Genomic DNA, 21,445 nt, shown 5'->3' with positions numbered 1-21,445 from the left:
CGCTTCTTGAGCGCAGTCGCGTGACATCTACCTAAAGAGGCCCGCTCGTTTCGTCGTTCGCGACGAGACGGGCGGGCCTTGGCGTTTGCGGCGGCATGGCGTTAGGTGGTCGCCGCTGTTCAGAGATCCGCAAGGCCGGAAAGACCCATGCCCAGGAAGTTCCTTGTCGTCGTCGACGACAGCCCCGAGTTCGGCGCCGCCCTGGGCTACGCTGCGCGTCGAGCCAAATCGACCGGGGGACGCGTGGTCCTGTTGCGCGCCCTGCCCGGCGGCTCCGACGAGCACTGGTCCGGCGTCCGCGACGAAATCCGCCGCCAGCAGCGCGAGGAGGCCGAGGCGCTGCTGACCCGCATCGGCGAGGAGGCCGCCGCCAAGTCCGGCTCCGCCCCTGTCTTCATTATTGAGGAGGGCGACCCCCAGGGCGCCATCCGCAAGACCGTGGGCGCAGACCCCGACATCAAGATCCTGGTGCTGGCGGCCGGTTCCGGCTCGCGCGGTCCGGGGCCCCTGGTCTCGGCGGTGTTGAAGCAGGGCGGCGCCTTCACCGGGCGCAAGCTGCCCGTGACCATCGTCCCCGGCGAACTGACCGAGGCAGACATCGAGGACCTGGCGTAATCCTCAGGGTCGCTATCGCAAGCCGCGCGGCGGCTTCCTGTTTCTATAGGTCGCTACGCTTGGCTCGCGGAGCCTCGCTGCTGGAGCGAGGATTGCACTTCATGGGCTGGATGCGACATCTGGGGTCTTGAAGACGGCGCTGTGGGGGCGCATCTCCCGGCCATGTTCATCCAGACCGAACCCACGCCGAACCCCAATGTCCTGAAATTCCTGCCGGGCCGCGACGTGGCGCCGGAAGGCGTGTTGGAATATCGCACCATCGACGAGGCCGTGGCCTCGCCCTTGGCCGAGGCTCTGTTCCAGCTTGAGGGCGTCGAGGGCGTCTTCTTCGGCGCCGACTATGTCTCGGTGACGCGCGGTCTTCAGGCTCCGGACTGGAGCGCGCTGAAGGCGCCCATTCTGTCGGTCATCATGGATCACTTCGTCTCAGGCGCGCCGCTGACGCGCGGCGTCGAGGCCTCAAACGAAGACGCCGGCGAGGACACTGAGATCGTCGCCGAGATCAAGGGCCTGCTGGACAGCCGCATCCGCCCGGCCGTGGCCCAGGACGGCGGCGATATCCTGTTCGATCATTTCGACGAAGAGACCGGCGTCCTGCGCCTGCGCATGCGCGGCGCCTGCTCAGGCTGCCCCTCCTCGTCGGCCACCCTGAAGGCGGGCGTGGAACAGATGATGCGCCACTACATCCCCGAGGTGACCAGCGTCGAGCAGGTCATTTAAGCTAAGGGCGCTATCGCTCGTCGCGCGGCGGCTCGCTACTTGAGCGCAGGTGAGGCGCGCGCGAAGCGCCAGGCCGCGTCGGGTCGGGAGGTCCCGGAGGGCCGACGACCGCGGCCCACAAGAAAGCCGCGTCGGGTCGAGAAGGCGGAGCCTTCTGACCGCGGCTCCACAAAGATGTTGTTTCACATGAAACACTATCGTCCGAACGGGCCGTGGGGCATGATCGCCGCATGGCTCGTTTCACATCCGATGATGACGCCGGCGCCGAGGGCCGCGCTCTCGGTGAGGCCCTGTCCGCCCTGCGCCGTGAGCGAGGGCTGAGCCAGGCCGAGGCCGGCACGAGGATCGGCATGACCAGCCAGGGCTGGGGTCTGTACGAAGCCGGCAAGCGCCCGGGCCTGTTTCGCCCCGACGTCCAGCGCCGCCTGACCGGCGCCCTGGACGCCACGCCCGAGGATCTGGCGCTTCTGGTCGGCGCCGCCCCCGCCCCCCAGCAGCCGCGGTCGCCTTCAGTCGGCCTCGAGGCGCGCGGTCGCGCCTTTGAGGCGGCGACGACGCGCGAACGGCGGCGGCTTCAGCTGTCCACCGACGACCTGGCGCCCTGGGCGGCGGCGGGCACGGTGCTGGAATATGTGCCGGGGCGTTGGCCGCGTCGCGATCAGGGCTGCGTCATCGAGATGGCGGACGGCTCGCTGCGGGCGCGGCTCTATGTGCGCTCGGACGAGGCCGAACTGGTGGTGCGCGGCGCCGGCGCTCTGTTGACGATCGAGCGGATCCCGCGCGCCCAGGCTCGCGCGGTCGGCGCGGTCGTCGCCCGGCTGGACGATTGATGAAACGAAACAGTTGTGTTTCATTGGATCCTGTGAAACTCTCCCTCCATCATCAGGGAGACGACGCCCATGAACCGCCGCACTCAGGATATCGACGCCGTCGTGGGCGGACGGATGGCGGCGCGCCGATCCGCGCTCGGTCTGTCGCAGACGGCGCTGGCCGTCCAGCTGGGCGTCAGCTTTCAGCAGGTTCAGAAATACGAAAAGGGCGCCAACCGGGTCTCGGCCTCGCGCCTGCATCAGGTGGCGACGGCCCTGGGCTGTTCCGTGGCCGACTTCTTTCCGGCGCGGCCAGACGCGGTCGACCCGGTCGCGGGTTTGCGGGACCTGACGGCGACGGCGGACGGCCGCGCCCTGGCCGAGGCCTTTCCGCGCATCGCCGACCCGGCGGTGCGTCAGGCGGTGACGCGAGTGGTCGAGGCGCTGGCCTCGGCCTGACGGCGGCGATAGGAAGGCCGCGATGAGAGTTCTGATCGTGGATACGGCGCTGGGCGCCTGTTCGGCCGCAGTGGTCGAGGACGGGCGCCTGCTGGGCCTGCGCACCGAACTGATGACCAAGGGCCATCAGGAGCGGCTGGCCGGCATGACCCGCGACGCTGTAGCGGATGCGGGTGGCGGCTTCGGCGCGCTGGACCGGATCGGCGTCACTGTGGGGCCGGGCTCCTTCACCGGCCTGCGCGTCGGTATGGCTTTTGCCCAGGGTCTGGGCGCGGCGCTGGATCGTCCGGTCGTCGGCGTCTCGACGCTGGACGCCCTCGTCGCCTCGGTCGAGGCCGGGGGGCTGGTCGCCGCCGTCATCGACGCCCGCCGGGGCCAGGTCTATGCGCGCCTGTTCCGCGACGGCGTCGCCCTGGGCGTGGCCGAGGCCCTGCCGCTGGACGTCGCCCTTGAACGCATTCTCGAGGCGGCGGCGGGGGCCGCACCGACCCTGGTCGGATCGGGCGTCCAGATCCTGAGAGAGACCTTCCCTGATCGGCTCGGAGATGCCGTGCTGGAGCCGCTGGCGGCGCCGACGCCTGAGGCCCTGGCCGGGCTGACCGCCGCCGCCGATCCGGCGAACGCCCTGCCCCGTCCCCTCTATCTGCGCGCGCCCGACGCCACCCCGCCTAGCCGCCTGCCGGGCCAGCCGCGCCCGCCCGCCGCATCGTGACCGACACCCTCGCCGCCCTCCACGCCGAGGCCTTCGAGACCCCGTGGGACGCCGCCAGCCTGTCGGCTCTGCTGGCCTCGCCAGGGGTCTTCGCGGTGGCGGAAGATGACGGCTTCATCCTGATCCGCGTCGTGGCTGACGAGGCCGAGATCCTGACCCTGGCCGTGCGGACGTCCGCCCGGCGCGGCGGGCTGGGCCGACGCCTGGTCGAGGCCGCCGTGGTCCGAGCGGCGGCGCTGGGGGCCGAGCGCATGTTCCTGGAAGTGGCCGAGGACAATGCCGCCGCCCGCGCCCTCTACGCCCGCACAGGGTTCACCGAGGCGGGGCGTCGTCGCGGATATTATGCGCGTCCGGATGGATGCCGCGAGGACGCTCTGGTGCTGGCGCTGAACTTTTCTCGATAGCTTCCATAAGGCGACGGCTCAGCCTATCTTCCGGCGCATGGAACGGATCGAGAAACTTTGCGCCGACCGCGGCATGCGTATGACTGAGCAGCGGCGCGTGATCGCCCGCGTGCTGTCGCAGGCCGAGGATCACCCTGACGTCGAGGAGCTGTATCGCCGCGCCTCCGCCATCGATCCGCATATCTCGATCGCCACCGTCTATCGCACCGTGCGCCTGTTCGAAGAGGCGGGCGTGGTCGAGAAGCACGACTTCGGCGACGGTCGCAGCCGCTACGAAGAAGCCGGCGACGACCACCACGATCACCTGATCGACACCAAGACCGGCGAGGTCATCGAGTTCTTCGACGCCGAGATCGAGCGCCTGAAGACCGAGATCGCCAAGCGCCTGGGTTTCGAACTGGTCGGCCACAAGCTGGAGCTTTACGGCCACTCGATCGAGGGCGTCGAGCCGGGCGAGCGCGAAGGCCTGATCTACAAGCGTCACGCCGCGCGCGTGGAGCCCACGGACAGCTGAGCCTGCGTCCGCTCGCCTTGCCGTCGTCGGCTTCGGCGATCATAAGCCGGGCATGACCGATACGCTCGAAAAGCCCGTAGAGACGGCGGACGGCGTGGCCCAGATGGCTGCGCCCAAACGCCTTTTCATCAAGACCTACGGCTGTCAGATGAATGTCTATGACAGCGAGCGCATGGCCGACGTCCTGCGCCCGCTGGGCTATGCCACGACGGACGCGCCGGAAGGCGCCGATTTCGTCATCCTCAACACCTGCCACATCCGCGAACGGGCCGCCGAGAAGGTCTATTCCGAGCTCGGCAAGCTGAAGCAGATGCGTGAGCGCAAGGTGGCGCGTGGCGACGGCGGCATGACCATCGCCGTGGCCGGCTGCGTTGCCCAGGCCGAGGGCGAGGAGATCATGAAGCGCCAGCCGGCGGTCGATCTGGTGGTCGGACCCCAGGCCTACCACCAGCTTCCGGAACTGCTGACCCGCACGGCGCGGGCGCGCGGCGAGCGCATCGGCGCCGACTTCGCCCCGCATGAGAAGTTCGACGCCCTGCCCGCTGCACGCGGCGGCGACGGTCCGACCGCCTTCCTGACGGTGCAGGAGGGTTGCGACAAGTTCTGCACCTTCTGCGTCGTCCCCTATACGCGCGGCGCCGAGTGGTCGCGTCCGGTCGCGGCGGTGCTGGCCGAGGCCCGCGCCCTGGCCGATCGGGGCGTGCGCGAGGTCACCCTGCTGGGCCAGAACGTCAACGCCTATGACGGCGAGGGACCGGACGGAAAGCCGTATACCCTGGCGCGTCTGGCCTATGCCCTGGCCGAGATCCCGGGTCTGGATCGCATCCGCTACACCACCAGCCACGCCAACGACATGAGCGACGACCTGATCGCCGCCCACGCCGATCTGGACGCCCTGATGCCCTATCTCCATCTGCCGGTTCAGGCCGGGTCTGACCGGGTATTGCGGCTGATGAACCGCAAGCACGGGCGTCAGAAGTACATCGACCTGATCGCCCGCATCCGCGCGGCGCGGCCCGACATGGCCATCGCCGGCGACTTCATCGTCGGCTTCCCCGGGGAGACGGATCGCGACTTCGAGGACACCCTCGATCTGGTGCGTCAGGTGAATTATGCGGGCGCCTTCAGCTTCGTCTATTCGCCGCGACCTGGCACGCCCGCCGCCACCATGCCGGGCCAGATCGAGGAGAAGGTCGGACTGGAACGTCTGCAGCGTCTGCAGGCCCTTTTGTTCGAACAGCAGACCGCCTTCAACGCCGCCCAGGCGGGCAAGACCCTGAACGTCCTGTTCGAGAAGAAGGGCCGCTACGCCGGTCAGGCCATCGGCCGTTCGCCCTATCTGCAGTCGGTTCACGTCGAGGGCGCCGATCACCTGCTGGGTCAGATCGTGCAGGTCGAGATCCTCAGCGGCGCCCAGAACAGCCTGAACGGGCGTTTGGCCGATCCACGCACTATCTAACTCGACACGCCGCCGCCGAGGCGGATTACTGGCACTGTGTCCCTCAAGCAGTCTCGCCCCGCGGGCGAGACGATAGGGACCCTAAAAAGGATACCTATGGCGCGAGAGTCCGAATTCCTGTCCCTGAGCGATCAGGCGTTGCGAGCCGTGATCGGTCCCAACAGCCGTCACGTCGCCTTGATCGAGGACGCCTTCAAGGTGCTGGTCGAGGCGCCCGGCGGCGGCGTCTCCATCAACGGCTCGGCGCGGGATCGGGCCCAGGCCAAGCGGGTCGTTGTCGTTCTGGCGACGCGGGCGGATACGGGCGCCGAGATCACCGAGGCCGACGTGCGCATGGCCCTGGGCGCTGCCGTGTCGCAGCCACGGCCGGACCACGGCCGGGTCGTGCCGGACGCCGTAGCCCTGCCCGTCGGTCGGCGCGGCGCCATCGCCCCCAAGACGGCGGCCCAGGCCCGGTATCTGGACCTGCTCAGCCGTTGCGAACTGACCTTCGGCGTCGGGCCGGCGGGCACGGGCAAGACCTTCCTGGCGGCGGCCTATGGGGCCTCCCTGCTGCGGCGCGGACAGGTGGACCGACTGGTCATCACCCGTCCGGCGGTCGAGGCGGGCGAGAAGCTGGGCTTTCTGCCGGGCGATCTGAACGAGAAGGTCGATCCCTATCTGGCCCCGATCTGGGAGGCCCTGAACGACATTCTCGGCGTCGAGGACGTGCGTCGCCGCCGCGAGAAGGGCGAGATCGAAGCCGCCCCCATCGCCTTCATGCGCGGTCGCACCCTGAGCCACGCCTTCATCATCGTCGACGAGGCGCAGAACACCTCGCGGCTGCAGATGAAGATGGTCCTGACCCGTCTGGGCGAGGGCGCGCGCATGGTGGTCACCGGCGACCCGTCGCAGATCGACCTTTTGAACCCACGTGATTCCGGGCTCAGCCACGCCCTGCGTATCCTGAAAGACGTGAAGGGCGTGGGGGTTCAGGCCTTCAAGGCCGAGGACGTGGTGCGCCACGCCATGGTCGAGCGCATCGTGCGCGCCTATGACGCTGATTCCGCGCGCAACCGCCCCCTGCCCGACCTCGAGGACGAAGACTGATGATCGAGATCGAAGTCGAGGACGCGGCCTGGATGGCTGCGCTGCCGGACGCGGAAGACCTGGTCCTGCGCGCGGCGACGGCGACGCTGGGGACAGTCGAGGGCGATGTGGTCCTGCTGCTGACCGACGACGCGGGGGTTCAGGATCTGAACCAGCGTTTTCGCGACAAGGACCGGCCGACCAACGTCCTGTCCTTCCCCGCCGCCGAGAGCGCCTTCCCGCACCTGGGCGACGTGGTGCTGGGCTACGCCTATTGCGCCGCGGAGGCGCAGACCCAGGGCAAGAGCCTGTCGGACCATCTGAGCCATCTGGTCGTCCACGGCGTGCTGCACCTGCTGGGGCGCGACCATGAGGACGACGCCGAGGCCGAGGAGATGGAGGCCGAGGAGCGCGAGATCCTGGCGTCGCTCGGCGTCGCCGATCCCTACCAAGCCGAACATGAGGCGACTGCATGAACCAGCGTGTGTCGGCCCTTTGGGGAGGCGTGCTGACGAACCGCTGGGGCCGCATCGCCCTGGCCCTGCTGGCGGGCGCGGGCGCCGCTCTGGCCCATCCGCCGTTCGGGATCCTGCCGGGCCTGCTCGGCTACCCCCTGCTGATGTTGCTGGCTGAGCGCTCGCGCACGGTGAAGGGCGGTTTCTGGGTCGGTTGGCTGGCCGGTTTCGCCTACTTCTTTATCGGCTGCTGGTGGGTGGCCGAGGCCTTTCTGGTCAACAAGGACCAGGCCTGGATGGCGCCCTTCGCCGCCAGCCTGCTGCCCATGGGGCTGGGGCTGTTCTTCGGCGCGGCCACGGCTCTCTATCGTCGCTTTTCATCGCAGGATGCCCGGCGCGTCCTGCTGTTCGCGTCCCTGTTCGCCCTGCTGGAATGGCTGCGCGGCCATGTCCTGACGGGCTTTCCGTGGAACCCGACCGGCGCCGCCTGGCAGGCGGGATCGGCCATGTCGCAGTTCGCCTCCGTGGCGGGGGTCTATGGTCTCGGGCTGGTGACGCTGGCGGCGGTTTCGGCGCTGGGGCTGCTGGTTGACACGGGACCGCGTCGTTCGCGCCTGATCGCGGCCGGTCTGGGCGTCGCGGTTCTAGCAGGCCTGTTCGCCTTCGGCGCCCTGCGCCTGTCGTCGGCCGAGCGCGTCGACGGACCGACCCTGGTGCGTCTGGTCCAGGCCGACATTCCGCAGGAATCCAAATGGAGCCCTGAGGCCTATCAGGCCATCGTCGACCGTTATGTGGCGCTGACAGCCCAGCCGGGCGCGGCGATTCCTGACGTGGTGGTCTGGCCCGAGGGCGCCCTGCCCGCCACCGCCAACGACGTCTTCAACTCGCCCGACGCCCAGGCCATCGCCGGCGCCCTGCAGACAGGCCAGACCCTGCTGATGGGCATCAGCCGTGGCGAGGCCGACCCGCGCGCCGAGGGCGGCGCGCGCTACTACAACAGCCTGTTCGCCTTGAACGACGAGGGCGTCGCGGGGCTGCGGATCGGCGCCATCTACGACAAGCACCGTCTGGTGCCGTTCGGCGAATACCTGCCGATGGGGCGTCTGATGAGTCGGATCGGCGTGCGCAGCCTGGTCCATGTTCCGTCCGACTTCAGCGCCGGCCCCAAGCCCGCGCCGATCAGCCTGGTCAATGCGCCCAGCGTGCAGCCGCTGATCTGCTACGAAAGCCTTTATCCGGGCTTCACTCCGGCCAATGCTGCGGGCCGTCCGGCCTGGATCGTCAACGTCTCCAACGACGCCTGGTTCGGCGCCACCTCCGGCCCGCGCCAGCACCTGAACCTGGCCAGCTATCGCGCCATCGAGACGGGCCTGCCCATTGCTCGGGCCACTCCGACCGGGGTCTCGGCCATGATCGATCCCTGGGGCCGGGTGATCGACGGTAAGCGGCTGGACCCGGGCCACGCCGGCGTCATCGACGTGCGCCTGCCCGAACCGGCGCCGCCGACCCCTTACGGGCGCTGGGGCGACGGCCTGTTCGGCCTGTTGCTGGTCTCGATGCTGGCGGGCGGCCTGTCGTGGGGAAGGCGCAAGAAGCGAGCATGACTGCTAGAGAAGACGATGATCCACTGAGCACACGTCATATCGACGTTCCGCTGGGCGCCCGCCTGCGCTCTATTCGTGAGAACCATGGCCTGACCCAGGCCGAGATGGCGCGTAGGCTAGGGATCTCTACGAACCAATGGGGGCGTCATGAAAGCGGGGCGAATCGTCTGCCCGCCGCACGGCTTTGGCAGTTTTGCGAGGCCATGAAGATCGAGGTTGAGGCGATGTTCCGGGACCAGCCCTTTGCGCCGGCCAAGCCTGCTTCAGCCTTTGTTCCCCTCCCCGAACCGCAACGTCCCTACAGCGCTCACGATCCCTCTCAACGGCACGATCCTGCCGATCCGGCGCCGCTCGAAAGCTCGGGCGTTCTGGTGCAGAGGATCGGCGCCGTAGCACGGCAATTGCCGGAAGCGCGCCAACGCACCGCCCTCGCCGTGCTTCGCGCCTTGAAGCTTGAGGATGAGAACTGAGGAACTGTTGCCGGGACCCGAGCACGCCCGTTACGCGAATTGTCGTGACACCGCTGGCTATCCGTCGCATTTCGAGACAATTGAGTAATCGAGTTCGGCGTATTTTTTGACGAGAACGCATGATGGTCAGAGGCTCTGCAGAGGACGGTCCTCATCCGGTCGATCGTCATGTGGGACGGCGGGTTTGCGAGAAGCGGATCGCCCTGGGCTATAATCAGAGCGATCTGGGCCGGGCGCTCGGCCTGACCTTCCAGCAGATCCAGAAGTACGAGAAGGGCGCCAACCGCATCTCGGCCTCCAAGCTCTGGGACATCGCCCGCTTCTTCAAGGTGGATATCGGCTATTTCTTCGAAGGGCTGACGACGCCTCAACCGGGCATGGCCGAAGGCGAGGGCGAAGCCTTTGTCCATGACTTCCCCACGACGCGGCAGAGCATCGAGATCGGCCGGCTGGCCCCGCAGTTGTCGGTGCGTCAGCAGAAGCTGATCCTGGACATGATGCGCGAGATGGCCGGTCACGAGAGCCCCGCCGACAAGGGCTGAAGATCGGGTCAGACCGGAATTGAAAAAGGCGCGGAACGCTCCGCGCCTTTTTGCTGTCTGGTGGCGCCTGCGGATCAGCTCGCCAGGGCGGATTCCGAGGCGACGATGCGGCTGGCGGCGTGAACCACGGCGCCGATACGCAGGGCGGCCTGGACCTGCACGTTCGGCACGCCGTGCTTGCGCAGTTCGCCCTCGTGGGCGTCGAGGCAGGCGCCGCAGCCGTTGATGGCCGAGACGGCGGTCGACCACAGCTCGAAGTCCAGCTTCTCGACGCCCGGATTGGCGATGACGTTCATGCGCAGCTTGGCCGGCAGGGTCGTGTACTCGTTGTTCTTCATCAGGTGCAGCGAGCGATAGTAGATGTTGTTCATGCCCATGATGGCGGCGGCGGCCTTGGCGGCGTTCATCGCTTCGGGGGTCAGGACGGCGGCGGCGGCAGCCTCGATGGCCTTGACGGCCGGGGCGACGCCGATGGCGTGGGCGGAGGCCAGGAAGCAGCCCCACTTCTGCTGGTCGTTCAGCACGGTCTCGTTGGCGAGCGACGACAGGTTCAGCGAGATGTCCTTGCCATAGGCCGGGATGAGGTCGCGCAGGGCGTCGATGGACATGGGGACTTCCTTCTGCTCAACGGCGCCGCTTGCGCCGGATACAATATAGGGGTTGCCGACGCGCCCTGTCAGGGCTGGGCGTCGGGCATGAAAAAGGCGGCGACAGTCGCCCGCCGCCGCCTCTTCGAGAGGGGCGGCCCGAACCATACGAACGCGGTCCGGGCCTTCCTTGGCCAGTACTTAGGCGGCCAGGGTCTCGCCGCCGACCGGGCGGTTGCAGGCGCACAGCTCGTCGGTCTGCAGGGCGTCGACGACGCGCAGGGTATCTTCCGGCGAACGGCCGACGTTCAGGTTGGTGACGTAGACGTGCTGGACGACGTTGTGCGGGTCCACGACGAAGGTGGCGCGCAGGGCGACGCCGTTTTCTTCGTCCAGGATGCCCAGCTCACGGGCGAACTTGCCGCCGCAGTCGGCGAACTGCCAGATCGGCAGCTTGTCGAGGTCGGCGTGGTCACGGCGCCAGGCCAGCTTGGTGAACTCGTTGTCGGTCGAACCGCCGAGCACGACGGTGTCGCGGTCTTCGAAATCCTTGCCCAGCTTGGCGAAGGCGGCGATTTCCGTCGGGCAGACGAAGGTGAAGTCCTTCGGGTAGAAGAAGATGACCTTCCACTTGCCCTCGAAGCTGTCCTGCGTGACGGTTTCGAAGGCCGAAACGCCGTTTTCTTCATGGCTATTGAAGCCCGGCTTCACGCCAGTGATCTTGAATTCAGGCAGTTTTTGACCGACGCCCAGCATAGTGGAGCTCCATTCTGACAATGTAAGACTTCCGGCGCCGCAGGGAGGTGCATCGCCGATGGACCTCAGATGGGACGTGGGGCGACGGAAGTCAAATCGATGATTTCACAAAGACGAATAGATTTTTGTTATGGATGGGCGGCTGCAGGCTAGGCTCGGTTGTCGAGCCTAGCCATAAGTTTTCTTGCTGGTGATCCCAAAGTTAATCGATTTTCCTTCGGTGCGGAACCGGGCGTAGGCTCGAGCATAATCTGCCGAACAGGAGGAAAGTCATGGACGGACAAGCAGGCGGCCCCACCCCTCTCCACGATCCGAACAAGGAGCCGGGCGCGCTGCGTTCGCTTCTGGGACGCACCAACCGCGACTGGTGGCCCAATCAGCTGTCGATGGACATCCTGCATCAGCAGGGCAAGACGGGCGACCCGATGGGCGACGACTTCGACTACGCCGCGGCCTTCCAGTCCCTGGACCTGGCGGCGGTGAAGCGCGACCTGACCGCCCTGATGACCGACAGTCAGCCCTGGTGGCCGGCGGACTACGGCCACTACGGCCCCTTCTTCATCCGCATGGCCTGGCACTCGGCCGGCACATATCGCACCGGCGACGGGCGTGGCGGCGCCGGCGCGGGGCAGCAGCGTTTCGCCCCGCTCAACTCCTGGCCGGACAACGGCAACCTGGACAAGGCGCGCCGCCTGCTGTGGCCGATCAAGCAGAAGTACGGCGCCAAGCTGTCCTGGGCCGACCTGATGATCCTGGCCGGCAATGTCGCCATTGAAAGCATGGGTGGGCCGATCTTCGGCTTCGGCGGCGGTCGCGCCGACGTCTGGGAACCCGAGAAGGACGTCTACTGGGGCACGGAGGAAAGCTGGGTCAACGAAGAGGGGAACCAGACCCGCATCCAGCCTGACAAGGGCATGGTGCTGGAAGACCCGCTGGCCGCCATCCAGATGGGCCTGATCTATGTGAACCCGGAAGGCCCCGGCGGCGTCCCCGAAGCCCTGGCCTCGGCCCGCGACATCCGCGAGACCTTCGCCCGCATGGGCATGAACGACGAGGAGACGGCCGCCCTGACCGCCGGGGGACACACCTTCGGCAAGGCCCATGGCGCCGGCGACGCCTCCAAGGTGGGCGTCGCTCCGGAAGGCGCGGACATCGCCCAGCAGGGTCTCGGCTGGATCTCGGGCCACGAGAGCGGCATCGGCGACCACACCATCACCTCGGGCATCGAAGGGGCCTGGACGCCCACGCCGATCACCTGGGACATGACCTATTTCGACATGCTGCTGGACCACGACTATGAGCTGGTCCGCAGTCCGGCGGGCGCCAAGCAGTGGCAGCCGGTGGGCAATCCGCCGGAGACCCTGGCCCCCGCCGCCCACACCCCGGGCAAGCGCGTGCCGACGATGATGACCACCGCCGACATGGCCTTCAAGGTCGACCCGATCTATCGCCCGATCATGGAGCGGTTCCGCGCCGATCCGGCCTATTTCGGCGACCAGTTCGCTCGGGCCTGGTTCAAGCTGACCCACCGCGACATGGGGCCCAAGGCCCGCTACCTGGGCCCGGACGTTCCGGCCGAGGACCTGATCTGGCAGGACCCGATCCCGGCGCACACGGGGCCGCAATTGTCGGACGCCGACGTCAGCGCTCTGAAGGACGGCATCAAGGCCTCGGGTCTGTCGGTCGCTGATCTGGCCGCGACGGCCTGGGCCGCGGCCGTCACCTATCGCGGCTCGGACTATCGCGGCGGCGCCAACGGCGGACGCCTGCGCCTGGCCCCGCAGAAGGACTGGGACGTCAACGAACCCGCCAGGCTGGCCCGGATCCTCAAGGTCTATGAGGACATCAAGGCGGCGTCCGGCCTGAACGTCTCCATGGCCGACCTGATCGTCCTGGGCGGCGTGGTTGGCGTCGAGCAGGCGGCCCGGGCCGGCGGTCACGATGTGGCCGTTCCCTTCACGCCGGGCCGCACCGACGCCTCGCAGGAGCAGACCGACGTCGACGGCTTCAAGGTGCTGGAGCCCCGCGCCGACGGCTTCCGCAACTATCTGCAGGTCCGTTTCAACGTCCCGACCGAGGAACTGCTGATCGACCGGGCCCAGCTGCTGGACCTGACCGCGCCGGAAATGACGGTGCTGGTCGGCGGTCTGCGGGTGATGGGCGCCAACCACGGCGGCTCGACCCACGGCGTCCTGACCAACCGGCCGGGCGTGTTGTCGAACGACTTCTTCGTCAATCTGCTGGACATGAAGACCGGCTGGAAACAGGTCAACGACAGCGCCGACGAGGTCTTCACCGGCAATGACCGCGCAACCGGCGAGGAGCTGTGGACCGCCACCCGCACCGATCTGGTGTTCGGCTCCAACGCCCAGCTGCGCGCCCTGTCCGAGGTCTACGCCTCGGCCGATGCGGGCGCGAAGTTTGTTCGGGACTTCGTCGCGGCCTGGACCAAGGTCATGAACGCCGACCGGTTCGATCTGAACTAGCGCGAGAAGCGCCGCGGGCCGGTTGGCTCGCGGCGCCTTTCCTCATCAATGGTTTCGATTGTCTTTGAAAACACCATAGGGCGCGCCTATGTGGGGCGAATGCTCCCCACCCTGCGACAGCTCCACTATCTCAAGCTCCTGGCCGAGCACGCCTCCTTCAGCCGTGCGGCCGAGGCCGCCCATGTCAGCCAGCCGGCTTTGTCGGCGGGGGTTCAGGAACTGGAGAAGATCCTGGGCGCGCCGGTGGTGGAGCGCACGCGCGGCGCGGTCCAGCTGACCGCCGTCGGCGCCGAGGCGGTCAAGCGCGCCGAGGACGTCCTGGCCCGCACCGAGGATCTGGTCGAGGCGGCCAGGAATGCGGGCAAGCCCCTGTCGGGTCGGTTCCGCCTGGGGATCATTCCTACCGTCGCCCCCTTTCTGCTGCCGCGCGCCCTGCCCGGTCTGCGCGACCGCTTTCCGGCCCTGCGCCTCTTCATCCGCGAGGACCTGACCCCGCGCCTGATCGCCGGGCTGAAGGCAGGCCAGCTGGACGCCGCCGTCATCGCCCTGCCCTATGAGGCGCCGGGCATCGATCACGCCCGCATCGGCGACGACGAGATTCTGGCCGCCGCCCCGGTCGGCCATCCGCTGGCGGGCGCCGGCCCCATCCCCGAGGGGATGCTCAAGGCCGACGACCTGATCCTGCTGGAGGACGGCCACTGCCTGCGCGATCAGGCCCTGGCCGCCGTCAACATCGAGGCTCCGCGCGGCGAGGACGTCTTCGCCGCCACCTCCCTGCACACCTTGGTGCAGATGGTGTCCTCAGGGCTCGGCGTCAGCTTCCTGCCGCAGATGGCGGTGCAGGCGGGTCTGGCCGACAACCCCGGCGTCGTTGTCCGCCCCATCTCCGCCGACGCCCCCCGCCGCGAGATCGTCGTCGCCTGGCGCGCCGGCTCCAGCCGCGCCGCCGAGGCCCGCCTGCTGGCCGAGGCGCTCAAGCTGGACTGAAGTGGCGAGGCGCCGGGGCCTTCTAGCGCCGCTCTCATTGGCCAGGCTGGTCAGCGCCCCCTACGACGGAGGTCGAAGGCCGAACCGGCCCCCTTCCCTTGCGACCCTGATCCTTATGTGGGAAAGGCCACCCGCGGTTTTGGCGGGCCGACGGGCCAGTCATGTCGCGACTGGACCAAGGAAGGCCGCTCATGCTCGAAACCTATCGTCTTCACGTCGCCGAACGCGCGGCCCTGGGCATTCCGCCGCTGCCGCTGTCGGCCGAGCAGACCGCCGACCTGATCGAGCTGATCAAGGCGCCGCCCGCCGGCGTCGCCGAGCAGGAGCTGCTGGACCTGCTGACCCATCGCGTGCCGCCCGGCGTGGACGACGCGGCCAAGGTCAAGGCCTCCTTCCTGTCCGCCGTGGCCCATGGCGACTTCGCCGTGCCGTCGCTGTCGCGCGAACGCGCCACCGAGCTGCTGGGCACCATGGTGGGCGGCTATAACGTCAAGCCGCTGATCGACCTGCTGAACGACGCGGTGGTCGGCGCCGTCGCCGCCGAGGGTCTGAAGAAGACCCTGCTGATGTTCGACTTCTTCCACGACGTCGCCGAACTGGCCAAGGGCGGCAACGCCAACGCCCAGGCCGTGCTGAAGTCCTGGGCCGAGGCCGAGTGGTTCACCTCGCGCGACAAGGTCGCCGACAAGATCACCGTCACCGTCTTCAAGGTGACCGGCGAGACCAACACCGACGACCTGTCGCCGGCGCCCGACGCCTGGTCGCGCCCCGACATTCCGCTGCACTACCTGGCCATGCTGAAGAACGCGCGTCCGGGCATCACGCCGGAACAGGACGGCGTGCGCGGCCCGATGCAGTTCATCGAGGACCTGAAGGCCAAGGGCCATCTGGTCGCCTATGTCGGCGACGTGGTCGGTACCGGTTCGTCGCGCAAGTCGGCGACCAACAGCGTCATCTGGGCCACCGGCCAGGACATCCCCTTCGTGCCGAACAAGCGCTTCGGCGGCGTGACCCTGGGCGGCAAGATCGCCCCGATCTTCTTCAACACCCAGGAAGACAGCGGCGCCCTGCCGATCGAGGTCGACGTGACCGGCCTGAACATGGGCGACGTCATCGACATCTATCCCTATGAGGGCAAGATCGAGAAGGACGGCCAGAAGATCGCCGACTTCGAGCTGAAGTCGCAGGTCCTGTTGGACGAGGTTCAGGCCGGCGGCCGCATCAACCTGATCATCGGCCGCTCGCTGACCGCCCGCGCCCGCGAGGCCCTGAGCCTGCCCGCCTCGACCGAGTTCCGCCTGCCGGTCACCCCCGAGGACAGCGGCAAGGGCTTCACCGTGGCCCAGAAGATGGTCGGCCGCGCCTGCGGTCTGCCGGAGGGCCAGGGCATCCGTCCCGGCACCTATTGCGAACCGCGCATGACCACGGTCGGCTCGCAGGACACGACCGGGCCGATGACGCGCGATGAGCTCAAGGACCTGGCCTGCCTCGGCTTCTCGGCCGACATGGTGATGCAGTCCTTCTGCCACACCGCCGCCTATCCCAAGCCGGTCGACGTCAAGACGCACCGCGAACTGCCGCAGTTCATCTCCAATCGCGGCGGCGTGGCCCTGCGTCCCGGCGACGGCGTGATCCACTCCTGGCTGAACCGCCTGCTGCTGCCGGACACCGTCGGCACCGGCGGCGACAGCCACACCCGCTTCCCCATCGGCATCTCCTTCCCGGCCGGTTCGGGCCTGGTGGCCTTCGGCGCCGCCACCGGCGTCATGCCGCTGGACATGCCGGAGTCGATCCTGGTCCGCTTCAAGGGCGAAATGCAGCCCGGCATCACCCTGCGCGACCTGGTCCACGCCATCCCCTACTACGCCATCCAGCAGGGCCTGCTGACGGTGGCCAAGGCGGGCAAGGTCAATGAGTTCTCGGGTCGAATCCTTGAAATCGAGGGCCTGCCGGACCTGAAGGTGGAGCAGGCGTTCGAACTGACCGACGCCTCGGCCGAGCGTTCGGCGGCGGGTTGCACCGTCAAGCTGAACAAGGAGCCCATCGTCGAGTACATGACCTCGAACATCGTGCTCATGAAGAACATGATCGCCGATGGTTACGCCGACGCCCGCACCCTGCAGCGCCGCATCGACGCCATGGAGGCCTGGCTGGCCGCGCCCAACCTGCTGGAAGCCGACGCCGACGCCGAATACGCCCACGTCATCGAGATCGACCTGGCGGACGTCAAGGAGCCCATCCTGTGCGCCCCCAACGACCCCGACGACGCGCGACTGCTGTCGGCGGTGCAGGAGACCCCGATCGACGAGGTCTTCATCGGCTCCTGCATGACCAATATCGGCCACTTCCGCGCCGCCTCGCTGCTGTTGAAGGGCAAGAAGGACATCCCGACCCGTCTGTGGGTGGCCCCGCCGACCAAGATGGATGCCTCCGAGCTGACCAAGGAGGGGCATTACTCGACCCTCGGCGGCGCCGGCGCCCGCATGGAGATGCCGGGCTGCTCGCTGTGCATGGGCAACCAGGCCCAGGTGAAGGAAGGCGCGACCGTGGTCTCGACCTCGACCCGCAACTTCCCCAACCGTCTGGGCAAGGGCTCGAACGTCTATCTGGCCTCGGCCGAGCTGGCCGCCGTCGCCTCCAAGATGGGCCGCATCCCCACCGTGGCTGAATACATGGCCGAGATGGGCGTCATCGACGCCGACCGCGACGAGGTCTATCGCTATATGAACTTCGACCAGATCCCCGAATACGCGGATCGCGTGGCCGCCGAGTAAGGCGGACGGCAGTCTGAAATGAGAAGGGCCGGCGGAGCGATCCGCCGGCCCTTCTTCATGCCATCTGTCGGGAAGGGCGCGCTGGAGCGATCAGTTCGCGACAGTCTCTGCGTATTTGATCGAGCAGCCGTAGGGCTGGGCGAAGGCGGTCTGGACGGGGCGGCCAGCCTTGGCCTCAGCCAGGGCGACACGGACGAAGTTGTGGGCGCCTTCAAGGTCCTCGACCTTGTTGGTCGGCCTGTCGTCGATACCGCCGACGTAAACAAGACGGCCCTCGGGATCGATGATGCGCATGTCGGGCGTGGTCTTGGCGTCATAGCGCTTGCCCACCTCGCCGGTAGGATCGAGCAGCAGATGGGTGAAGGCCGCCTTGTGTTTTTCTTTCCAGGCGCGCGCGTCTTCGCCTTCCACGAAGCCTTGAGTTCCCGGCGCCGAGGAGATGATGGTCAGCCAGACCACGCCGTCGGCGGTCGCGTCGCGCTGCAGGGCCTGCATGGCGCCGCTGTAGTGCTTCTTCACGAAGGGGCAGCCCTCGTTGGTCCACTCCAGCACCACTGTCTTACCCTTGAAGTCGGCCAGCGACCGTTGGACGCCCTTGGCGTCGACCAGGGTGAAGGCGGGCGCGAGGTCGCCCGGACCGACGACGGCGGCCGTTTCGGTCGCGACGGGGGCGGACTTGTCGGGCGCCGCGGCGGGCTGTTGCTGGCAGGCGGCGAGCAGGAGAAGCGAGGCGGAAGCGACGGTCAGCATACGGATCATCGGATGGTCTCCTTCAGTGAAACTCAGGGGGCGGCCTTTTCCAGAGCGTCGACGACCAGGCCCTCGGTCAGAAGTTGCGGCAGGATACGCGGTTCAGCCTGACCCGGCGTGTAGAGCAGGTAGAGCGGCACGCCTGAGCGGCCATGGCGCTGCAATTCGGCGGTGATGGCGTCGTCACGGCGGGTCCAGTCGCCGACCATATAGACGGCGTTCGCCGCCTGCAGCGCGTCGGCGGTGCGGGGCGAGGACAGGGCCGCGCCTTCGTTAATCTTGCAGGTGACGCACCAGTCGGCGGTGAAGTTGACCAAAACCGGTCGGCCCTCGGCCAGAGCGGCCTGCACGGCCTGCTCCGACCAGGGCTGCGACTGAAGATGGTTTGAGGATGAGGCGGCGGCGTCGCCCGAAGCCGGCGCAGCGCGGGCGGCCAGGACGCCGAGGCCGAGCGCCGCGATCAGGGACAGGACGGCGGCGATGGCGGCGATGCGGCCCTTGCCGGGGGCGGCTTGCGAACGGCCATAGAGCCACAGGGCCAGGCCCAGCATCAGACCCGCGCCAAACAGCAGGGCGAGCGCGTCAGAAGTCTGGCGGCCATAGACCCAGGCCAGCCACAGGGCGGCGCCGTACATGGGGAAGGCCAGCAGGTTCCTGAGCGTCTCCATCCATGGCCCCGGCTTGGGCAGGCGCGACAGCAGGCGCGGGCTAAGGCTGATCAGGACATAGGGCAGGGCCAGACCGAGGCCGAGCATGAGGAAGACCGCCAGCGCCATAGGCCAGGGCATCAGCAGGGCGGCGCCGAGGGCGAAGGCCATGAAGGGGGCGGTGCAGGGGGCGGCCACAACTACGGCCAGAACCCCGGTGAAGAAGGCCCCCGCCGCGCCCGGCAGGCGCGCCAGCGGCCCGTGGCCGGCGCCCTGCAGCCCCGCGCCAACATGGAAGACGCCCGACAGGTTCAGAGCCACGGCCAGCATCAGCAGGGACAGCGCCGCGACCACGCCGGGCGACTGCAACTGGAAGCCCCAGCCCAGGGCCTGGCCGCCCGCGCGCAGGGCCAGAAGCGCCCCGGCCAGCACGAGGAAGGTCGCCAGCACGCCGGCGAGGAAGGCCAGACCGTCGCGGCGGGCCTCGGCCGGTTCATGCGCCGAGCGGCTGAGCGCCGCCGCCTTCATCGCCAGAATGGGGAAGACGCAGGGCATGAGGTTGAGGATCAGCCCGCCCAGCAGGGCGAACAGAGCGGCCTGAAGGAAGGCGGCGGTCGTCGTGGCGGGGACGGACTTTTGCGTCGCCTCGCCGTCGCCGATGACGCCCTCGCCCGAGGCGCCGGGCAGAGTCGCGCCCTGATCCGCCGAAATCTCCCAGGCGCCGAGGTCGGTCGACAGGATCCCGGCCAGCGGCGGTTTCAGGCCGTTGGTGGTCAGGCCGCGTCCGGGAGTGAGGCTCAGGGTCAGGCCCTGCGGGCCGCGCTGGCCGGTCTGGGCGGCGGCGTGGTCGATGACCCCGCCCTCGAAGGGGAAGAAGTAGGCCCATTTCGGCGCGGCGCCCGCCAGCGGGCCGCCGACGGCGGTCAGAGTCAGTTGACCGTCAGCGAAGACGGCGCGGGCCTCGATCCCGGTGGGGCGAGGAGCGGAGGCGAGCACGGCCTGAATCGCCTGGCCGTAGCGCGGGTCCAGCGGGGCGGCGCCGTCGCGTACCGGCAGGTTGAGGGCCAGGTCGAGGTCCTCGGGCACGCACATCTCGTCGCTGCAGACGTAGAAGTGGGCGGTGACGCGCAAGGCCAGGGTCTGGCCGGCTTGCGCCGAGGCCGGGACCTGAAGCGGCACGGGCAGGAAGACCACGTCCGAATAGCCGTAGTTCATCAGGCTCTGCAGCCGCTGGCGCTCGGGCAGGGGCCACAGGATGTCGCCGGGGACGACGCCGTCGGGCAGGCTCCAGTTGAGCGTCGTCGGGCCGCCGGAATCGCCCTGGTTGCGCCAGTAGGTGTGCCAGCCGGGCTTGATCTTCTGACGCACGGCGACGACGGCGGTCGAACCGGGCGTGGCCCAGGCGCTCATGGGGACCAGTTCGGCCTCGATCCGTTCCGTGCGCTGCGGCCCGGCGGCGACCGGGGCGGCGCCCGCCTTCAGGGCGCGATCCAGCGCCGCCTGATCCGGGGCGGCGACCGCCGAGGCGGCGAAGGTCAGCCAGACGAGAAGGGCGGCGAGAAGACGCAAAGGGAAAGACACCGGGCGATGGAGAACAGGCGCCGACCTTAACCGCCCTACTGCCCGACAGCCACCGCCCCGCGTCGTCGCAGGCAGGGCGCGCTGACGCAGCCCCGTGGGAAGCCTTGCCCCGGGAAGGCCTAGCGCCGGGGCTGGGCCTCGATCACCACCTCGGTGCGGCGGCGTAGGGGGTCGTTGACGCCGTTGACCACGGCGCCCTCGGCGCCGGCGGCTGCGACCTCGAAGGCGGGGGCGGGCAGGCCGACCCCGGCCAAAGCCTCGGCCACCGAGCGGGCGCGGCGCTCGGACAGGGACTGGTTCGAGGCGGCTGTGCCGGTCCGGGCGTCGGCCAGACCCAGGACCTGAACCCTGGTGATATCACAGCCCTGCAGCTGGGTGGCGGTCAGTCCGATGGCCTCGCGCGCGGCGGTCGTCAGGCGGGCCTGGTCCTGATCGAAATAGACCTCGAACCGCTTGGCCCCGCAAGCGGCAGGGTCGCTGACCAGCTCGCTGCGCGTCTTGTAGGCGCCGGGCGTGGAGCAGCCGGCCAGCAGCATCAGGCTCAGCCCGGCGACAACGATAGGAAGGATTGGTTTCATCATTCAGCCCTCGACCAGCGCCCAGCCCCGGGCGCGCATTTCAAGACAGCAAAAGGGGCGGCCCGCACCAACGGACCGCCCCTTGAGCCTGACCCGAAAATCCTTCGGGCGCCAGCGCCTTAGTAACGGCGCTGACCATTCTCCCAGTAGCACTCGGTCTGGCGGTTATCGTAGCAGTAGTAATAGCGGCCCTGATTGTCGCGATAGCGCTGCTGGTTGTTGCGGTCCTGGTTGGAGCCGCGGATGGCGCCGGCGGCGCCGCCGGCAAGGGCGCCGATGGCCGCGCCGGTGGCTGCATTGCCGCCGCCGACATTGTTGCCGATGATGGCGCCGGCGACCGCGCCGATGCCTGCGCCGATGGCGCCCTGGCGCACGGCCTGGTCGTTGCCGCCGCCGTAATACGGGTCACTGGCGCAGGCGGTGACCAGAAGGCCGGCGCCGGCGATGGCGATGATCGCCTTGTTCATG

At 68.5% G+C, this 21,445-nt stretch carries 22 protein-coding genes; 16 read left to right on the top strand and 6 right to left on the bottom strand.

Translation table 11 applies throughout. From position 1 onward, the window contains the following. Positions 1 to 147: 147 nt before the first annotated feature. From ACIQTU_RS00825 to ACIQTU_RS00765, 13 genes are all read left to right on the top strand, one after another. Positions 148 to 615 carry a universal stress protein gene (locus ACIQTU_RS00825; protein WP_400540917.1) on the top strand — a complete coding sequence of 156 codons (468 nt, stop codon included), beginning with the start codon at positions 148 to 150 and terminating at the stop codon, positions 613 to 615. Positions 616 to 777: 162 nt separating this feature from the next. Then, on the top strand, positions 778 to 1,335 hold the full coding sequence (locus ACIQTU_RS00820) for a NifU family protein (RefSeq protein ID WP_400543696.1): 558 nt from the start codon (positions 778 to 780) through the stop codon (positions 1,333 to 1,335). Between the two features lie 230 nt (positions 1,336 to 1,565). Next, a complete protein-coding gene (locus tag ACIQTU_RS00815; protein WP_400540914.1) occupies positions 1,566 to 2,165 on the top strand; it encodes a helix-turn-helix transcriptional regulator in 600 nt (199 codons plus the stop codon). A gap of 69 nt (positions 2,166 to 2,234) precedes the next feature. Continuing rightward, positions 2,235 to 2,603 (top strand): helix-turn-helix domain-containing protein, encoded by a 369-nt coding sequence (locus ACIQTU_RS00810; RefSeq protein WP_400540911.1) that lies wholly within the window; start codon positions 2,235 to 2,237, stop codon positions 2,601 to 2,603. 22 nt (positions 2,604 to 2,625) lie between these two features. Beyond that, positions 2,626 to 3,315 carry a tRNA (adenosine(37)-N6)-threonylcarbamoyltransferase complex dimerization subunit type 1 TsaB gene (tsaB, locus tag ACIQTU_RS00805; protein WP_400540908.1) on the top strand — a complete coding sequence of 230 codons (690 nt, stop codon included), beginning with the start codon at positions 2,626 to 2,628 and terminating at the stop codon, positions 3,313 to 3,315. Next, the gene (gene rimI, locus ACIQTU_RS00800) at positions 3,312 to 3,719 is read left to right on the top strand and encodes a ribosomal protein S18-alanine N-acetyltransferase (protein WP_400540905.1); all 408 of its coding nucleotides are present in this window, start codon (positions 3,312 to 3,314) and stop codon (positions 3,717 to 3,719) included. The genes tsaB and rimI overlap by 4 nt, the downstream gene beginning before the upstream one ends. 37 nt (positions 3,720 to 3,756) lie before the next feature. Next, positions 3,757 to 4,233 (top strand): Fur family transcriptional regulator, encoded by a 477-nt coding sequence (locus tag ACIQTU_RS00795; protein ID WP_400540902.1) that lies wholly within the window; start codon positions 3,757 to 3,759, stop codon positions 4,231 to 4,233. 103 nt (positions 4,234 to 4,336) lie between these two features. Further along, positions 4,337 to 5,692, top strand: coding sequence for a tRNA (N6-isopentenyl adenosine(37)-C2)-methylthiotransferase MiaB (gene miaB / locus ACIQTU_RS00790; RefSeq protein ID WP_400543693.1), 1,356 nt, complete (start codon positions 4,337 to 4,339; stop codon positions 5,690 to 5,692). A 96-nt stretch (positions 5,693 to 5,788) separates the two neighbouring features. Next, the gene (locus ACIQTU_RS00785) at positions 5,789 to 6,781 is read left to right on the top strand and encodes a PhoH family protein (protein WP_400540899.1); all 993 of its coding nucleotides are present in this window, start codon (positions 5,789 to 5,791) and stop codon (positions 6,779 to 6,781) included. Next, positions 6,781 to 7,236 carry an rRNA maturation RNase YbeY gene (gene ybeY, locus ACIQTU_RS00780; RefSeq protein WP_400540896.1) on the top strand — a complete coding sequence of 152 codons (456 nt, stop codon included), beginning with the start codon at positions 6,781 to 6,783 and terminating at the stop codon, positions 7,234 to 7,236. The genes ACIQTU_RS00785 and ybeY overlap by 1 nt, the downstream gene beginning before the upstream one ends. Further along, a complete protein-coding gene (gene lnt / locus ACIQTU_RS00775; protein ID WP_400540893.1) occupies positions 7,233 to 8,819 on the top strand; it encodes an apolipoprotein N-acyltransferase in 1,587 nt (528 codons plus the stop codon). Before ybeY ends, lnt begins: the two co-directional genes overlap by 4 nt. Beyond that, positions 8,816 to 9,289, top strand: a complete 474-nt coding sequence (locus ACIQTU_RS00770) for a helix-turn-helix domain-containing protein (RefSeq protein WP_400540890.1) — start codon at positions 8,816 to 8,818, stop codon at positions 9,287 to 9,289. Before lnt ends, ACIQTU_RS00770 begins: the two co-directional genes overlap by 4 nt. A 122-nt stretch (positions 9,290 to 9,411) precedes the next feature. Then, complete coding sequence (locus ACIQTU_RS00765) at positions 9,412 to 9,831, top strand: helix-turn-helix domain-containing protein (protein ID WP_400543690.1); 420 nt, start codon at positions 9,412 to 9,414, stop codon at positions 9,829 to 9,831. Positions 9,832 to 9,905: 74 nt separating this feature from the next. Here the strand turns inward: ACIQTU_RS00765 and ACIQTU_RS00760 are convergent, their stop codons facing one another. Further along, complete coding sequence (locus ACIQTU_RS00760) at positions 9,906 to 10,439, bottom strand: carboxymuconolactone decarboxylase family protein (protein WP_400540887.1); 534 nt, start codon at positions 10,437 to 10,439, stop codon at positions 9,906 to 9,908. Between the two features lie 180 nt (positions 10,440 to 10,619). Next, positions 10,620 to 11,174: a peroxiredoxin gene (locus ACIQTU_RS00755; protein ID WP_400540884.1), complete on the bottom strand. Its 555-nt coding sequence runs from the start codon at positions 11,172 to 11,174 to the stop codon at positions 10,620 to 10,622. Positions 11,175 to 11,446: 272 nt separating this feature from the next. Here ACIQTU_RS00755 and katG point away from each other — a divergent pair, with 272 nt between their 5' ends. The 3 genes from katG (at position 11,447) to acnB (ending at position 17,421) form a co-directional block, all read left to right on the top strand. Then, the gene (katG, locus tag ACIQTU_RS00750) at positions 11,447 to 13,660 is read left to right on the top strand and encodes a catalase/peroxidase HPI (RefSeq protein WP_400540881.1); all 2,214 of its coding nucleotides are present in this window, start codon (positions 11,447 to 11,449) and stop codon (positions 13,658 to 13,660) included. Between the two features lie 99 nt (positions 13,661 to 13,759). Beyond that, entirely contained in the window at positions 13,760 to 14,647 is an 888-nt protein-coding gene (locus tag ACIQTU_RS00745) for a hydrogen peroxide-inducible genes activator (protein ID WP_400540878.1), read from the top strand. A gap of 191 nt (positions 14,648 to 14,838) precedes the next feature. After that, positions 14,839 to 17,421 (top strand): bifunctional aconitate hydratase 2/2-methylisocitrate dehydratase, encoded by a 2,583-nt coding sequence (gene acnB / locus ACIQTU_RS00740; RefSeq protein ID WP_400540875.1) that lies wholly within the window; start codon positions 14,839 to 14,841, stop codon positions 17,419 to 17,421. Positions 17,422 to 17,511: 90 nt separating this feature from the next. Here the strand turns inward: acnB and ACIQTU_RS00735 are convergent, their stop codons facing one another. The 4 genes from ACIQTU_RS00735 to ACIQTU_RS00720 all read right to left on the bottom strand — a co-directional run bounded on the left by ACIQTU_RS00735 (position 17,512) and on the right by ACIQTU_RS00720 (position 21,444). After that, entirely contained in the window at positions 17,512 to 18,180 is a 669-nt protein-coding gene (locus ACIQTU_RS00735; RefSeq protein ID WP_400540872.1) for a thioredoxin family protein, read from the bottom strand. A gap of 23 nt (positions 18,181 to 18,203) precedes the next feature. Then, positions 18,204 to 20,387 carry a protein-disulfide reductase DsbD family protein gene (locus tag ACIQTU_RS00730; RefSeq protein ID WP_400540869.1) on the bottom strand — a complete coding sequence of 728 codons (2,184 nt, stop codon included), beginning with the start codon at positions 20,385 to 20,387 and terminating at the stop codon, positions 18,204 to 18,206. Positions 20,388 to 20,518: 131 nt separating this feature from the next. After that, positions 20,519 to 20,980 carry an OmpA family protein gene (locus ACIQTU_RS00725; RefSeq protein WP_400540866.1) on the bottom strand — a complete coding sequence of 154 codons (462 nt, stop codon included), beginning with the start codon at positions 20,978 to 20,980 and terminating at the stop codon, positions 20,519 to 20,521. Between the two features lie 116 nt (positions 20,981 to 21,096). Then, on the bottom strand, positions 21,097 to 21,444 hold the full coding sequence (locus ACIQTU_RS00720; RefSeq protein WP_400540863.1) for a YMGG-like glycine zipper-containing protein: 348 nt from the start codon (positions 21,442 to 21,444) through the stop codon (positions 21,097 to 21,099). Position 21,445 lies beyond the last annotated feature (1 nt).

Source organism: Brevundimonas sp. NPDC090276, from assembly GCF_044772165.1.
GTDB lineage: Bacteria > Pseudomonadota > Alphaproteobacteria > Caulobacterales > Caulobacteraceae > Brevundimonas.
The sequence above is the reverse complement of the archived record's forward strand: the minus strand, read 5'-3'. Positions and strand labels throughout refer to the sequence as shown.

Excerpts from the sequence above, each read along its gene's own strand:
- ACIQTU_RS00820 (WP_400543696.1), top strand. The coding sequence starts at position 778 with ATGTTCATCCAGACCGAACCCACGCCGAACCCCAATGTCCTGAAATTC.
- ACIQTU_RS00755 (WP_400540884.1), bottom strand. The coding sequence starts at position 11,174 with ATGCTGGGCGTCGGTCAAAAACTGCCTGAATTCAAGATCACTGGCGTG.
- ACIQTU_RS00725 (WP_400540866.1), bottom strand. The coding sequence starts at position 20,980 with ATGATGAAACCAATCCTTCCTATCGTTGTCGCCGGGCTGAGCCTGATG.
- ACIQTU_RS00825 (WP_400540917.1), top strand. The coding sequence starts at position 148 with ATGCCCAGGAAGTTCCTTGTCGTCGTCGACGACAGCCCCGAGTTCGGC.
- ACIQTU_RS00795 (WP_400540902.1), top strand. The coding sequence starts at position 3,757 with ATGGAACGGATCGAGAAACTTTGCGCCGACCGCGGCATGCGTATGACT.
- ACIQTU_RS00815 (WP_400540914.1), top strand. The coding sequence starts at position 1,566 with ATGGCTCGTTTCACATCCGATGATGACGCCGGCGCCGAGGGCCGCGCT.
- miaB (WP_400543693.1), top strand. The coding sequence starts at position 4,337 with ATGGCTGCGCCCAAACGCCTTTTCATCAAGACCTACGGCTGTCAGATG.
- ACIQTU_RS00770 (WP_400540890.1), top strand. The coding sequence starts at position 8,816 with ATGACTGCTAGAGAAGACGATGATCCACTGAGCACACGTCATATCGAC.
- ACIQTU_RS00720 (WP_400540863.1), bottom strand. The coding sequence starts at position 21,444 with ATGAACAAGGCGATCATCGCCATCGCCGGCGCCGGCCTTCTGGTCACC.
- ACIQTU_RS00760 (WP_400540887.1), bottom strand. The coding sequence starts at position 10,439 with ATGTCCATCGACGCCCTGCGCGACCTCATCCCGGCCTATGGCAAGGAC.
- katG (WP_400540881.1), top strand. The coding sequence starts at position 11,447 with ATGGACGGACAAGCAGGCGGCCCCACCCCTCTCCACGATCCGAACAAG.
- tsaB (WP_400540908.1), top strand. The coding sequence starts at position 2,626 with ATGAGAGTTCTGATCGTGGATACGGCGCTGGGCGCCTGTTCGGCCGCA.
- ybeY (WP_400540896.1), top strand. The coding sequence starts at position 6,781 with ATGATCGAGATCGAAGTCGAGGACGCGGCCTGGATGGCTGCGCTGCCG.
- lnt (WP_400540893.1), top strand. The coding sequence starts at position 7,233 with ATGAACCAGCGTGTGTCGGCCCTTTGGGGAGGCGTGCTGACGAACCGC.
- ACIQTU_RS00735 (WP_400540872.1), bottom strand. The coding sequence starts at position 18,180 with ATGATCCGTATGCTGACCGTCGCTTCCGCCTCGCTTCTCCTGCTCGCC.
- ACIQTU_RS00785 (WP_400540899.1), top strand. The coding sequence starts at position 5,789 with ATGGCGCGAGAGTCCGAATTCCTGTCCCTGAGCGATCAGGCGTTGCGA.
- ACIQTU_RS00765 (WP_400543690.1), top strand. The coding sequence starts at position 9,412 with ATGGTCAGAGGCTCTGCAGAGGACGGTCCTCATCCGGTCGATCGTCAT.
- ACIQTU_RS00745 (WP_400540878.1), top strand. The coding sequence starts at position 13,760 with ATGCTCCCCACCCTGCGACAGCTCCACTATCTCAAGCTCCTGGCCGAG.
- ACIQTU_RS00810 (WP_400540911.1), top strand. The coding sequence starts at position 2,235 with ATGAACCGCCGCACTCAGGATATCGACGCCGTCGTGGGCGGACGGATG.
- acnB (WP_400540875.1), top strand. The coding sequence starts at position 14,839 with ATGCTCGAAACCTATCGTCTTCACGTCGCCGAACGCGCGGCCCTGGGC.